Genomic DNA, 12,630 nt, shown 5'->3' with positions numbered 1-12,630 from the left:
CGCCGACGAGGGCTCACTCCGGTCCGTTTACTCAGGCGGAGTAGGTACGCGTACTCACTGATCTTTAATTCGTGGTGTTAAGCGATCATGTGACACTGCCGGTTTCTGGCGGTATGTCCAGGTCATGCGGTACGCGCAAGGCGGCGGGCTGACCGCCGCACAACGAGCCAAGCGCGAACAGGTACGGCTGTGCGCGGCCGAACTGTTCGCCCGCGGATACACCGACCTGCAGATAGCCAAGGAACTGCGCGTCAGCCGGATGTCGGCCAACCGATGGCGCCGCGCCTGGGCGCACGGCGGCGGCGCGGCCCTGACCTCCAGGGGACCGGCGTCCCTGCCGCGGCTGAGCGAGGCGCAGTTCGCCCGGCTGGAGGCCGCGCTGCTGCGAGGCCCGGCCGCGCACGGCTGGAACGACCAGTACTGGACGCTGACCCGGGTCCGGCGGGTGATCGGCCGGATGTTCCACGTGTCGTACTCCCTGCCCGGGGTGTGGAAACTGCTGACCCGCCATGGCTGGTCGTGCCAGGTGCCCGCGCGCCGGGCCCGCGAACGCGACGAGAAGGCGATCGAGGTATGGAAGGAGCAGGTGTGGCCGGCCGTGGAAAGACCGCGGCGGACCTGGGCGCGTGGGTCTGCTTCGAAGACGAGTGCGGGCGCACTTTGAGGCCGCCGATCGCCCGCACCTGGGCGGTGCGCGGCGCCACCCCGGTGGTGCGGGTACCGGGCCACCGCACGGGCAGGGTCTCCGTCGCGGCACTGGCCTGCTATCGGCCCGGCCGGCGCTCCCGGCTGATCTACCGGGTGCACGTTTACCGGCGGCGCAAGAACGAGGCAGCGAGCTTCACCTGGCGCGACTACCGGGACCTGATCACCATGGCGCATCTGCAGCTCGGCGCGCCGATCGTGCTCATCTGGGACAACCTCAACCGGCACACCTGCCCGCAGATGCGGCAATTCATCGCCGACAACGCCGACTGGCTACGGGTTGTCCGGTTGCCGGCCTATGCTCCCGATCTCAATCCGGTGGAGGGCCTGTGGTCGCTGCTGAACCGTGACGGGCTGGCCAACCTCGCCGCCACGGGCCTGGACCACCTAACGCGCGTGATCAAGCGAGGCCTGAAGAAGATCCAGTATCGGCCGTATCTGATCGACGGCTGCCTGGCCGGGACCGGCCTGCTTCTCAAGCCGCCGTAACTTCACGCATTAAAGATCAGCAGGCGTCCGGCTGACCGGTGCCAGACCCTTGATGGCATGGACAAACCACTCCAGCCTGTCATGACCGCCGCCTACTTCGCGCAGTGCGTCATCTCCTTCGGCATGGCGATCGGCAGCGTGGCGGTCGGCATCGTCTTCCTGCCGATCGACCCCTGGATCCGCGCGTTCCTCGCGGTCGCCGTGCTGTACACGGTGACGTCGGCCTTCAGCCTGGCCAAGTGCGTGCGCGACCGGCAGGAACTCGTCAGCGTGTCAAGCCGCGTCGACCAGGCGCGCCTCGACAAACTGCTCGCCGAGCACGACCCCTACAAGGTCGACAATCTCTGAGCCGTCCCTCCGGCCGCCCTACTCCTCGTCGAGTCCCCGCTCGATCGCGTAACGGACGAGCTCGACCCGGTTGTGGAGCTGGAGCTTGTTCAAGGTGTTCTGCACGTGGTTCTGCACGGTCCGGTGGCTGAGCACCAGCCGTTCGGCGATCTGCCTGTAGGAGAGGCCCTTGGCGACCAGGCGCAGCACCTCGGTCTCCCGGTCGGTGAGGCGTGGCCCGTCGTCGGAGGGGCGCTGCGTGGCGAGGCGGCGATACTCGCCGAGCACCAGCCCGGCCAGGCCGGGGGTGAAGACCGGTTCCCCTTCGGCGGTGCGCCGGACGGCGTCGAGGAACTCCTCCCGGCCGGTCGACTTGACCAGGTAGCCGGAGGCCCCGGCCTTGACCGCCTCAAGGACGTCCTCGTGCTCGCCGCTCGCCGACAGCACCAGTACGCGGGGCGGGTGGTCGGACGCGGCCAGCCCTCTGGCCACCTCCACACCGGGCAGATCGGGAAGCCGCAGGTCGAGGATGACCACATCGGGGCGTATGGTGGCGGCGACGCGGAGCGCCTGGCGGCCCTCGCCCAGGGCCGCCACCACCTCGTACATGGCGTTCTCCAGGTCGCGGGCGACCGCGTCCCGCCACATCGGGTGGTCGTCCACCACCATCACCCGCAGCGCGCTGGTCATGCCGCAACTGTAAACCGGTCCGTGTCCCCGCCTAAGGCGTGCGGGGCCGCCCGCCGGCGGGAGGCCGTGCGAGGACGGGGATGACCAGCTCGACCTCGGTCCCCTGGCCGGGCACGGAGGTGAGACCGACGGTACCGCCGAGGCCGGCGATCCGGCCCCGGATGGACTGCGCGATGCCGAGCCTGCCCTCCGCCTCCGCCTCGGAGAGGCGCCCCGCGGGGATGCCGGGGCCCTCGTCGCGCACCGTGATGGTCATCGAGACGCCGTCGTCCTCGGCGAAGACCCAGGCCCTCGTGTCCTCGCCGCAGTGCCGGCGGACGTTGTCGAGCGCCGCGCCCACGGCCGCGACGACCTCGCGAGCCTGACCGGCGGGGAGCGGCAGAGGGGTCGCGGGCGTCGACACGGTGACCGTCGCCGTGGTGTACCGGCGTAAATGGGCCCCCACGTCGACGAGGCCCGAGCCGTCCTGCTCCGCCACGGCCGGCCCGCCGCGGATCAGCTCGCGCACCGCCGCCTCCTGCTCTCCGGCGAGCCGTCCCAGTTCGGCGGCCTCCCCGCCGATCTCCAGCCCGCGGCGCTGCACCAGCGCCAGCACCTGAAGAACGGAGTCATGGATGCCGCGAGCGAGCCGCTCGCGTTCCCGGCCGGCCGCCTCTATCTCGACGGCCCGTTGCAGCCGTTCTTCCGCCTGTTCGGTGAGCCGGGCCACGTGGCCGACGACGGTTCCGGCGAGGATCATCAGCACGGTTCCGGTGGCGGGGACGGGCACGGGGTGATCGAATCCGCGCAGACCGCGCAGCCACAGGTCACCGAGCGACAGCACGACCGCCGCGACCGCGCCCGCCCGCCGCCCGCCGTACACGGCCCAGGCGAGGACAGGCCCTCCGATCCAGGTCGCCGTGACCGGCATGACACCTGCCGGTCCGGCGTCAGGCCCCTGGACGTACGGCGAAGCCAGCAGGCAGCCGAGGGTGACGAGAACGTCCATCACCAGCAGCCGGCGGCTCCTCGCGGTCGAGTAGGCGACGGTGGTGGCCACGGTCCAGGCCGTCATCACGCCGAGGACGAGCCAGCCCGCGACGGGGCGCTGGTAGCCGCCGGCGCCCGCCAGCAACAGTGCGGCGTAGCCCAGGGAGGCGACGCGGTAGACCGCGACAGCGCGCCAGAACGACCCCTCGATCCCCATACGGCCCCATCACGCTCGATCGGCGCTGCTCCCGGTGACCCGACTATATGGCGGCCCGCGCCGGAGGCGCGTTCCGCCGGGTGGACCGGCGGCGGAGCGGCTCATGAATCCTCCTGTCGCGGTCAACGGTCGAGTCAGTCGCCGGCCGGCGCCAGGCTCGCGCGCCCATCGCCCTCGTAGCGGTAACGGAGACGGACCTCGTCGCCCGGGACGACCTCGATCTCGGAGTCCAGGGCCCAGCAGGCGGTGAACCAGTGGCTCAGCTCGTCCCCGTCCCAGGGAGCGGTCGACATCGACACGCCGGGAGACATCCGCGCCTCGAAATAGAGCACGGCTCCTGACACGGTCCCGTGCCGGGAGGCGGCGAGGGTGACCTCGCCTTCGAACACCCGGGCGTCCTGCCGGAGGTCGATCCTGCTCAGCGGCTGCGCGGTCGACATCCGCCGCCACCGCTGGACGGTCTCCGGCCTCTCGTAGAACCCCGCCACTCGCCCCCGGTCGGCGTCCAGCATGGGGGAGAAGTCGATGCCGTAGCGGCTCTGCCACCGCTTGATCTGCTGGGGGAGGATGCGCTGCTGACCCACGGCGCTCTCGGGCATGTCCACGAGGTAGAGGTAGGTCTCGAACGACGAGGGGATGAGCCGGGCATCCGGGGTGAGCAGTCTCTTCCGGGCGTCCTGCACCGACTCCCAGATGACCATGTCCAGAGCGTCGTTGCCGACGATGTCGGTTGTCAGGACGGTGGCGAGCTCGGGCAGCTCGGTCGTGCTGGACCAGCCCTTGACGAAGCTGATGCGGTCCGCCACCCCGTTGGCCTTGGCCACCTCCGCGGCGAGGTCACCGCTTCTCGCCGGTTCCACGGCGTAGACGTGCCTGGCGCCGGCCTTGGCGGCGGCGACGGCCAGGATCCCCGAGCCGGTGCCGAGGTCGAGCACGACATCGTCAGGGGTCACCACCTCGTTGATCGCCCGGATGAAGGTGGCCTTCCTGATCGGGTCTTCCAGGATGCGGATGTTCAAGTGGGCCAGCCCGTACCCCCCGGTCGGGAACATCAGATCGGTGAAGCCCGTCGGCGGTTCCTCGGTGAGGATGCCCGCGCTCACCAGCATGCTCAGTGTCGTCAGTGCCTCCTCCATCGCACGCCGGCCCTTGAGCCGTGGTCCGAGGCGTTGCAGGCATTCGGCGATGGAGGTGGGGGTGTAGAAAGCGTCGAGCAACGCGAGCGTGTGCTGACCGAATTCCCACACGCGTCGATCGTGATGGATCCGGACCAGATTGGCGCTCTCCAACTCCATGAAGAGTTCGGGGACACGCCGCAGTGAGGTGTCGGCCTTCAACATGACTCGGCTCCTTGTTCGGATGATGTTCTGTCGCGATTGGCCAGCGCCTGCGCGACCGCCGTGACCAGCGGGCGCCGGAAGTCCCCGAGGGACCCGGGCTCCGCCTCACCGGTCGCGAAGGCGACGCCGTTGCCGGGTTCCACGACCTGGTAGCCGTCGTCGCGCAGTCGTGCGACGTTCCTTCTGACAGCGGGCTTCTCCCACATGGCCCTGCTCGTGGCCGGGACGAGGATGACCGGGCAGGAGGCCGCCAGGAGGATCGAGGTGAGCAGGTCGTCGGCGATGCCGTTGGCCACCTTCCCGAGGAAGTTCGCGGTGGCGGGGAGGACGGCGATGACCTCCGCCCAGTTGGCCATCGTCACGTGCGAATCCCGGCCGGGAGGCAGGTCGTCCCAGCCGGAGAACGTCTCGCACGCCGCGACCGCTCTCAGCGACTCCTCGGTGACGAACCGCCGAGCCATCGTGGTCAGCACCACGCGGACGTCGGTCACGCCCAGTTTCAGACCGAGCCAGGGAAGAAGGTGCGGGACGGTCAAGGACGAAACCGATCCACAGACGCCGAGCAGCAGCCTCAACCGTTCCGGCTCCGCGGGAGATGTCATGAGCCCGTCACCTCGCTGAGGACCAGCCATTGTCTTTCCACCTCCGGCAGCACCTCACGCAAGGTGTCGTCCGGCCCGAGGGCCCATGTCGCCTGCGCGTAGTGATCGATCACCCTCCGGGCCGTGAGCACGCCCAGCCAGTCACCCTCGGCGGTGTTCAGCGGGCGGCCCAACGAGGTCTCGTACCGGGTGAGGAACGTCTCGATGCGGAGACGGAGCGCCCGGGGCGCGACTCCCGTCAGGGCGGCCGCCTCAAGGACCTCTCCCATGAGATACGCGACGTCGCCCAGTGGATCGCCGATGCCCGCCTCGCGCCATCCGAGGATCGCCACCGGTGAGGTCGGGGCGCATACTCCCGTCGAGAACCTGCCGTGGACGAGGGCGATGTTCCGGGGCGGTGTCCCGGGCCACCGCGCCTGCTCCGCCATCGAGGGCGCCAGGTGCGACGGCAGCAGGTCTCTGGCACGCCGTATGCCGGCCGCGGCTCCGTCGTCCGAGGCGAGCCAGGCGCTCCCGGAGCTCCGGTCCGGAAGGACGTCCACGAGGTCGTCCACCGGGAGCCGGTGCAGAGCGCCCAGGAAACGGGCCAGGCCGCCGAGGACGCCGTGCCACCAGCCGTCGTCCCCGACGGACGCCGCGTCGAAGACCCGGTCGCACAGCAGCGCGGGGGTGGGCACGGGGTTCCAGGCCGCCAGGACGTGATTCCGAACGCGGACAGGAACGGCGACCGCGCCGGCTTCCGGCATGACGCGGAAGACATCGGCGAGACGGGCGTTGTCCAGATATATCCCGCCGGGTCGCTGCAAGTGCTCGATCCATCGATATCCGTGCGCCGTCCGTATGCAGATCCTGTTCACGAAAGGGCCGCGCATCGATCGCACCACGCTTCTGTCGGCCGTATCCATCAGGGTTTCGACCGGGGATTTCGATGAGATATCCGGATCCCGGTCAACTTCTGACGGCACTGCGCCTCGCTCTTTCCGCCTTCGACATGGCGCCAGGCTAAATGGACTGCGACGACGTGATCAAGCGACATGTTCCGAAAAGTGTTGCATATGCGACTGGCCCGGCTTAATGCCTGTTGTGGGCTCTTTCATGGCTAATTAACCTGGCTCCGAGTCCGTACACCGAAAGAGGAGGAAAGCAATGCAAGAAGCGCCAGTCGACGACGCTCTCATCGCGGAGCTCATGGACCGGGTCAAGGAGGACGACTTCCAGGACGTCGACCTGGGATCGATCGACGTCTCCTTCTCCGAGCTCGCCGGGATCAGCGCCGAGGAGCTGCAGCAGTTCCTCGAGGAGAAGGTCGGGGTCTCTCCCGACGAGAGCATCCAAGGCACCTTCACCGGTGTCCTCGTCACACCCGCGACGCACTGCTGAGTCGAGTGCGACGGTTGAACGCGCGATGAGACATTCGCCAGAAGATCTACTGCGTGCCCGGACGCTGGGATTCCTGATCCCGCGTCCGGGCGCGCGCCCCTCCCCGCGTGCGGAGGACGAGGAGCTGGTCTCCAGCGAGTCGGTCGGCCGGATCCTCCGCGCCGTGGGACACCGCGTTCACGAGGTGATCTCCGTGACGCGGTGCGTCTCCCGGCGACGCGTGGTCCTGGTGCGGCTGGTGGACGGCTCCTTCGTTCTCCTCAAGTGGCCGGATGAAGACATCGATGTCGAGAACAACTATGAGATCGCCATGCTCGGGCTGCTCGACGGAGTAGCGCTCCCTCCCGAGATCAGAGCGGCCATACCGCGCATCCTGGCGGTGGACCCGGAGACACGCGTGGTCGTCGTCGACGCGATCCCTCCGTGTCTCAGCCTGCACGACCTGCTCAAGAACGAAAGGCTGGTCCCGGAGCCCCACCTGCGGGCACTGGCCCGGATCCTCGCGGCGCTGCACGGTGTCCCGGTGGAGGGGATCAGGGACAGGCACCCCGACCGGATGTTGGGGCCCCCGGTGCCGCGGGACACGCTGGTGAGCACGAGGGAATACGCCAACGGCTGCGGTCTGGACTTCGACGACTACCTGCGGTCCATGCAGGAGCTGGAACCGAGGTTCCGGGAGCTCCATGAGCGGTGGGCCCCGGACAGCCTGATCCACTTCGACCTGGGAGGAGACAACGTCCTCTTCCCGGTGGCACCGCCGGCCGGCGCCTTGCCGGTCAGGCTCATCGACTGGGAGCTGGCGGGGTTCGGCGACCCGATGTACGACGTCGGTTTCCTGGTCGGCCAGCTGTTCCTCGGCGAGATGCGGCGGGTGCGGTCCGCCGTCGGGGCCACCGACTGGATGTCGCAGCTACAGGCCAATGCGCACAATTTCATGAACGCTTATTCGGAGGCCAGACCCGTCTCCGAAGAGGATACGAGGCGGTTGGTGCAGTACGCCGGTATAGCGCTTCTCGTCCATTCCACCGTCCGGCTTCAGCAGATCGGGGCACTGGGCAGGATCGGTCACCTCTGCCTGCATTTCGGCAAGCGCTTCGTTCAGCGTCCCGACATCGTGTCCACGCTCCTCCTGGGCGGGCACCGGAGAGAGGGGCGGGCCGGTTGAACAGCTACGAAAGAATCTTCTGGCGGATCGCGGAAGAGATCGAGATCCTGGACTCCGCCACTTTCCGCCACCCGGAGCTCGGCACCCTGGAGCCGCCGAGGGACCTGGACGTCGATCCGGAGCGTCCAGTCCTGGCGTATCTGCACCGCGTGCTCTACCTCACTTACTACGCCGGAGACTACTTCGCCGCGGAGCTCTTCCTCCGTGGCGGCCGCCGCGCGGCGTCCCTGCAAGGGCACGAGGACTTCGACCTGGTCAACCGCATCCAGGCGGCCGGCGTGGGGCGGGGACAGCTGAGGCACGGCTGGATCATCCAGGGGAAACGGGATGACGACTACCTCGTCACCAAGGACGGCCTGACCCTGCGGGCCTCGGAGGAGGAGCTGTCCGCCGACGGGCCGCTGGTCAAGGGGAGGGCGGTGGCACTACGCCTGCCACCCGACCGGCCCTACCTCCTGCTGGGCTGGTACACGATCTTCGGTGATCATGGCGTGCTGGACGGGGGGGACGGTGGGCTCGTCCGCCTCTATCTCACGCTGGCCGGCGCCGACGCGGCGCCTGGGCTGGTCCGCTCCACCACTCGGGCACTGAACGCGTTGAAGGTCCCCTTCCAGCTCAAAGTCGTCAACCATCCGGAGGCGTTCAAGCGCCGGGACGCCTTTGTGATCTACATGAGCGCCGGGGCGTGGGAACGGCACCGCGCGGTGCTGGAGGCGATCCACCGCGGTCAGGCGGACCGGTTCAGGGACGACCATCCCTGCTTCGCGCTCAGGTTGGCGCCGGGTCTCTCCTTCGCGCAGGAACCCGAGATCAAGGGGCAGCGTACGAGCTTCGGCCTGCACCGGTGCCAGCTCGTGGCCGAAGGCCTCGTGCGTGCTCACGAAGCAGGGGCCGACTCGCCACGCGAACGGTTTCTGGCGATCAGGAGCAGATACCGCGAGGAGGGCCTCGACATCCGTCACCCCTACCTGAACGCGCCGGCGGGGTGGACGTCATCCGGCCTCGTCGGCACGTAGGACGACTCAGAGGAGGAACCATGCACCTTCGGCAGCACGTTCCGAAGATCAACGGGACAGGCGCTCACCGTGAAGTGAGTTCGGAAGTCACGTGGGAGCGCGTACGGCCGCACCTTCGGCGGGCCGGCATCACGCGAGTGGCGGACATCACGTGGCTGGACCGCATAGGGATACCGGTCTACAACGCCATCTCCCCGCGCTCGCATGACGTGATCTCGGTGTACAACGGGAAGGGCGCCCGGCCGATCGACGCCATGACGTCAGCGGTCATGGAGGGCATCGAGCGGTTCTCCGGCTGGCTGCCGGTCCGTCCCGCGGCCATCGCCTCCTACGAGGAGCTCCTGTCCCAGGGGCGGACGGTGCTCAACCCGCGGGACTACAACCTGGAGCTCTCCCGCCATTACCGGGACGACGCGCCCATCTCCTGGGTGGAGGGCTTCGACCTCCTCAACGAGGAACCGATCCTCGTGGCGCAGGACTGCGCGGTCTACAACATCAAGATGCATGAGCCGCCCACCTACGAAATCTCCACCACCAACGGTCTGGCGTCGGGCAACAGCCTGGAGGAGGCCATCTGCCACGCGCTCTGCGAAGTGATCGAACGGGATTCGATCACCATCGCCGAGCTGCTGAGCAGCCAGCTGTCCCAGGTGCTGGAGAAGGGCCTGCACGTCGAACGCCAGCCGGTGGCGCTCTCCGAGCGGCTCAAGGAACTGCATCCCCACATCGATCTGGAGAGCCTGCCGCAGCGCGCGCAGGCCCTCGTCCAGCAGGTCCGTACGGCCGGCATCGAAATGCGGGTGATCAACATCACCACCGACCTCGGCGTCCCCAGTTTCATGGCGGCGACCGCCGAAGACCTTGGACCGACCGTTTCGAAGGGGCACGGTGGGTTCGGGACGCACCCCGACGCGGAGGTCGCGCTGCTGAGAGCCATCTCGGAGTGCGCGCAGGGAAGGGCCGTGGACATCCAGGCCATGCGGGAGGACATCAGCCTCCCCGGCGAGGACGTCCCGAAGAACCAGTACCACGTGCGGAGATCCTCAACCCTTGACAAGGGAGGCTGGGCCTGGCGGCCGGTCGGCAAGCTGACCCGGATGTCCGAGGTCTCCTCCCGGCAGAGCGACGACATCGTCGCGGACATCCGGTTCATGCTGGACCGGCTCCGTTCCCGCGGGATCCAGCGCGCGGTGGCGGTGGACCTCTCACCGCCGGGCATTCCGGTGAACGTGGTCCGCGTGGTGGTGCCGCACCTTGAGTCGTGGGGAGTCGACTACAGCAAGCTCGGGCCCCGGGGCGCGCAGGCGTGGACGCGGGCGCTGACAGACCTGACGGCGAGAAAACGTGAGTCCGAGATTCCAGCCTGATGTGAGGAGCGATCCTGTGACAGCCGTGGTGTTCGCCGGCCCCAGCCTCGACCGGGAGTCGGTACCGCGCCGGCCGGACATCGAAGTCCTGCCGCCGATTCAGCGAGGTGACATCAACGCACTCATCGCCCGCGACAGACCCCCCACCGTGATCGGCATCATCGACGGCCGCTTCATGCAGAGCCTGTCGATCTCTCCGAAGGAGGTGCTGAAAGCCATCGATCTGGGGATCAAGGTGTTCGGTTCGTCGAGCATGGGCGCGCTCCGGGCCGTGGAGTGCGCACCGTACGGCATGGAGGGCGTCGGAAAGATCTTCGATGAATACCTGTCGGGGCGCATCGACGCCGATGACGAGGTGGCCATGGTCTATTCGGACGAGGACTTCCAGCCGATCTCCGAGCCTCTGGTCAACATGAGGTTCGCCGTCGCCGCGGGGCTGTCCGCCGGGGCGTTCGAAGAGTGCACGGGAGAATCCTTCCTGCGGACGGCCAAGCGGCTCTACTTCCCCGAGCGGACGGTCGCCCGAGTGCTCCGGCTGCTCACCGGGGAGGTCGCCGAGGCGGAACGCCGTCGCGTCGAGGAGTTCTTCGCCGCCTCCGCGCCCGACACCAAACGTGATGACGCGACCGAGCTGATGTCCAGGGTCGTGGCCTGCCTGGCCTCGGCCGGGCCGGTGACCCCGGGGGAGGGGCCCGCGGCATGACAGGTCTGCATCGTGAGGAGCTCTCGCGGCTCCACGGGGAAGGGTTCTGCTTCCCCGTGGAGCTCCTCAGCCGGGAGGAGGCCGCGGAAGTCCTCAGGGACGTGCGCCGGTACGAGGAGATCGCCACCAGGGTCGGCGGGGTCCTCGGCCATCACTGGACATACCCGAAAAGCCATCTGGTCGCCGGCTGGGCTGATCGCCTGGTGCACGACAGCCGCGTTCTGACCGTCGCGGAGAACGTGCTGGGACCCGACCTGCTCGTCTGGGCGACGAATCTGTTCTTCAGGAAGGCGGGGAGCCCCGGGGAACTCGCCTGGCACCAGGACGCTCCGTACTTCGGGTGGGAAGATTTCCACGGCAGGACCGTGCGCATGTGGATAGCGCTGACCGACACCGATCGGGACAACGGCACGATGCGCTATGCCCCGGGAACGCACCACGGCGGCATCATGCCGCACCGTTACCGGGGGTCCGGTGTCTCAGCCCTCCTGCGCGGGGAGGAGGTCGAGTTCGACGTGGACGACGAGACCGCCGTCGACGTCACGCTGGCCGCGGGGCAGTGCTCGCTGCATTTCCCCACGACGATTCACAGCTCCGGCCCCAGCGTGAGCCTGGCGGACCGCGTGTGTTTCGCCATCGATTTCATCCAGCCCGGGGTGCGGCCGCTGGCCGGTCCGGACAGTGCCCTCCTGGTGCGGGGCACCGACGGCTCCGGCCACTACGACCTCGAACCCCGGCTCGGCGAGGAGTTCGATCCGGCGGCGCTCAGGGCGTTCTCCCGGGCGACGAAAATCCGGCACGAGCGGTTGATGAACGTCATGCGCGCCGGTCGCACGGCCGGCGCCGCCGCGGGACAGGCGGTGTGACACGCCGTGATCCACCCCCGGACACCCTGGGCGGCCGAGCCCGTCGATGAACTCGGAGCGCCGGCCTCCTGGGATCTCACCCCCTGGTTCCCCCCGGTGGTGGACCAGGGAAACATTCCGCTGTGTACGGCCGCCGTCGTCGCCGGCATCGCCGGCTACTACGCGCGCCGGGGTGGGGAAGATGATTTCGCCGCCTCCGTTCTCTTCAACTACCGCACCTCCCGCCTGATAGCCGGGGAAAGGGACAGGGCCGGATCAAACCTGTTCCGGAGCTTCGAGGCCTGGGACACCTACGGGATGGTCGGAGAGGAGGACTGGCCGTTTACGGCAGGCCGGGAGAACAGAGATCCGCCGCCTTTCTGTTTCGCTCGGGCGGCGGACCGCAAAGGGATAATCTACGGCCGTATAATGCGCGGGGAAGGTAACATCGCAGCCCGCCTCCGTGCACTACGGCAGCACATTCTCAATGGAATTCCGGTGGCCGTCGACATACCGCTCCACCCCGTTCAGCTGTCCTCGTTCCGGAGTCATGTCCTCTCCCTCCCGCCGGTCGGTGCGGCGACATTCGGACGGCATGTGGTGATCATCGCCGGATACGACGATGATCGGACATGCGGTGAAGGGCAGGCGGCCGGCGCGTTTCTGGTGCGCAACAGCTGGGGATCCAGGTGGGCCGCGCAGGGTTACGGGTGGTTGCCGTACTCCTATTTTGAGAACCGCCTGATCCGGGAGGCCTGGATCGTGTTCGAGAAAAAATGGAAGGAGCGGGCCCTTGAGCCCCGGGGGTAAGCCCT

14 protein-coding genes are annotated in these 12,630 nt (G+C 68.3%); 9 read left to right on the top strand and 5 right to left on the bottom strand.

What is annotated here, in order from left to right; genetic code table 11:
- Positions 1-124 precede the first annotated feature (124 nt).
- Positions 125-1,194, top strand: a protein-coding gene (locus J2S55_RS48620; RefSeq protein ID WP_442480352.1) for an IS630 family transposase whose coding sequence is annotated in 2 segments (ribosomal slippage) — positions 125-623 and positions 623-1,194 — 1,071 coding nt in all. Because the reading frame shifts where the segments join, the coding sequence is not laid out codon by codon here.
- A gap of 57 nt (positions 1,195-1,251) precedes the next feature.
- Positions 1,252-1,542 carry a YiaA/YiaB family inner membrane protein gene (locus tag J2S55_RS15425; protein WP_306861121.1) on the top strand — a complete coding sequence of 97 codons (291 nt, stop codon included), beginning with the start codon at positions 1,252-1,254 and terminating at the stop codon, positions 1,540-1,542.
- 18 nt (positions 1,543-1,560) lie between these two features.
- Here J2S55_RS15425 and J2S55_RS15420 read toward each other — a convergent pair whose 3' ends face one another.
- From J2S55_RS15420 to J2S55_RS15400, 5 genes are all read right to left on the bottom strand, one after another.
- A complete protein-coding gene (locus J2S55_RS15420; protein WP_306861119.1) occupies positions 1,561-2,211 on the bottom strand; it encodes a response regulator in 651 nt (216 codons plus the stop codon).
- A 31-nt stretch (positions 2,212-2,242) separates the two neighbouring features.
- Positions 2,243-3,397, bottom strand: a complete 1,155-nt coding sequence (gene macS / locus J2S55_RS15415; RefSeq protein WP_306861116.1) for a MacS family sensor histidine kinase — start codon at positions 3,395-3,397, stop codon at positions 2,243-2,245.
- 134 nt (positions 3,398-3,531) lie between these two features.
- Positions 3,532-4,737, bottom strand: coding sequence for a 50S ribosomal protein L11 methyltransferase (locus J2S55_RS15410; RefSeq protein WP_306861114.1), 1,206 nt, complete (start codon positions 4,735-4,737; stop codon positions 3,532-3,534).
- Entirely contained in the window at positions 4,731-5,339 is a 609-nt protein-coding gene (locus tag J2S55_RS15405; protein WP_306861113.1) for a flavoprotein, read from the bottom strand. The genes J2S55_RS15410 and J2S55_RS15405 overlap by 7 nt, the downstream gene beginning before the upstream one ends.
- Complete coding sequence (locus tag J2S55_RS15400) at positions 5,336-6,145, bottom strand: protein kinase family protein (protein WP_306861111.1); 810 nt, start codon at positions 6,143-6,145, stop codon at positions 5,336-5,338. The genes J2S55_RS15405 and J2S55_RS15400 overlap by 4 nt, the downstream gene beginning before the upstream one ends.
- Before the next feature lie 340 nt (positions 6,146-6,485).
- Between J2S55_RS15400 and tvaA the strand changes: the two genes are divergently transcribed.
- The 7 genes from tvaA to J2S55_RS15365 are packed head-to-tail and all read left to right on the top strand — an operon-like array spanning position 6,486 to position 12,625.
- A complete protein-coding gene (tvaA, locus tag J2S55_RS15395; protein WP_306861109.1) occupies positions 6,486-6,719 on the top strand; it encodes a thioviridamide family RiPP peptide in 234 nt (77 codons plus the stop codon).
- A gap of 25 nt (positions 6,720-6,744) precedes the next feature.
- Positions 6,745-7,884, top strand: a complete 1,140-nt coding sequence (locus J2S55_RS15390) for a phosphotransferase family protein (protein WP_306861108.1) — start codon at positions 6,745-6,747, stop codon at positions 7,882-7,884.
- Complete coding sequence (locus tag J2S55_RS15385) at positions 7,881-8,900, top strand: T3SS effector HopA1 family protein (RefSeq protein WP_306861105.1); 1,020 nt, start codon at positions 7,881-7,883, stop codon at positions 8,898-8,900. The genes J2S55_RS15390 and J2S55_RS15385 overlap by 4 nt, the downstream gene beginning before the upstream one ends.
- A 20-nt stretch (positions 8,901-8,920) precedes the next feature.
- Positions 8,921-10,267, top strand: a complete 1,347-nt coding sequence (locus tag J2S55_RS15380) for a YcaO-like family protein (RefSeq protein ID WP_306861104.1) — start codon at positions 8,921-8,923, stop codon at positions 10,265-10,267.
- 16 nt (positions 10,268-10,283) lie between these two features.
- Entirely contained in the window at positions 10,284-10,970 is a 687-nt protein-coding gene (locus J2S55_RS15375) for a TfuA-like protein (protein WP_306861102.1), read from the top strand.
- Positions 10,967-11,836: a phytanoyl-CoA dioxygenase family protein gene (locus J2S55_RS15370; RefSeq protein WP_306861100.1), complete on the top strand. Its 870-nt coding sequence runs from the start codon at positions 10,967-10,969 to the stop codon at positions 11,834-11,836. The genes J2S55_RS15375 and J2S55_RS15370 overlap by 4 nt, the downstream gene beginning before the upstream one ends.
- 6 nt (positions 11,837-11,842) lie before the next feature.
- Positions 11,843-12,625 (top strand): C1 family peptidase, encoded by a 783-nt coding sequence (locus tag J2S55_RS15365; RefSeq protein WP_306861098.1) that lies wholly within the window; start codon positions 11,843-11,845, stop codon positions 12,623-12,625.
- The last annotated feature ends 5 nt before the right edge of the window (positions 12,626-12,630 follow it).

It is taken from the genome of Streptosporangium brasiliense (genome assembly GCF_030811595.1).
GTDB classification, from domain to species: Bacteria; Actinomycetota; Actinomycetes; order Streptosporangiales; family Streptosporangiaceae; genus Streptosporangium; species Streptosporangium brasiliense.
This window is presented reverse-complemented; position numbering and strand designations above follow the sequence as displayed.

Excerpts from the sequence above, each read along its gene's own strand:
- J2S55_RS15425 (WP_306861121.1), top strand. The coding sequence starts at position 1,252 with ATGGACAAACCACTCCAGCCTGTCATGACCGCCGCCTACTTCGCGCAG.
- J2S55_RS15420 (WP_306861119.1), bottom strand. The coding sequence starts at position 2,211 with ATGACCAGCGCGCTGCGGGTGATGGTGGTGGACGACCACCCGATGTGG.
- macS (WP_306861116.1), bottom strand. The coding sequence starts at position 3,397 with ATGGGGATCGAGGGGTCGTTCTGGCGCGCTGTCGCGGTCTACCGCGTC.
- J2S55_RS15410 (WP_306861114.1), bottom strand. The coding sequence starts at position 4,737 with ATGTTGAAGGCCGACACCTCACTGCGGCGTGTCCCCGAACTCTTCATG.
- J2S55_RS15405 (WP_306861113.1), bottom strand. The coding sequence starts at position 5,339 with ATGACATCTCCCGCGGAGCCGGAACGGTTGAGGCTGCTGCTCGGCGTC.
- tvaA (WP_306861109.1), top strand. The coding sequence starts at position 6,486 with ATGCAAGAAGCGCCAGTCGACGACGCTCTCATCGCGGAGCTCATGGAC.
- J2S55_RS15390 (WP_306861108.1), top strand. The coding sequence starts at position 6,745 with ATGAGACATTCGCCAGAAGATCTACTGCGTGCCCGGACGCTGGGATTC.
- J2S55_RS15380 (WP_306861104.1), top strand. The coding sequence starts at position 8,921 with ATGCACCTTCGGCAGCACGTTCCGAAGATCAACGGGACAGGCGCTCAC.
- J2S55_RS15370 (WP_306861100.1), top strand. The coding sequence starts at position 10,967 with ATGACAGGTCTGCATCGTGAGGAGCTCTCGCGGCTCCACGGGGAAGGG.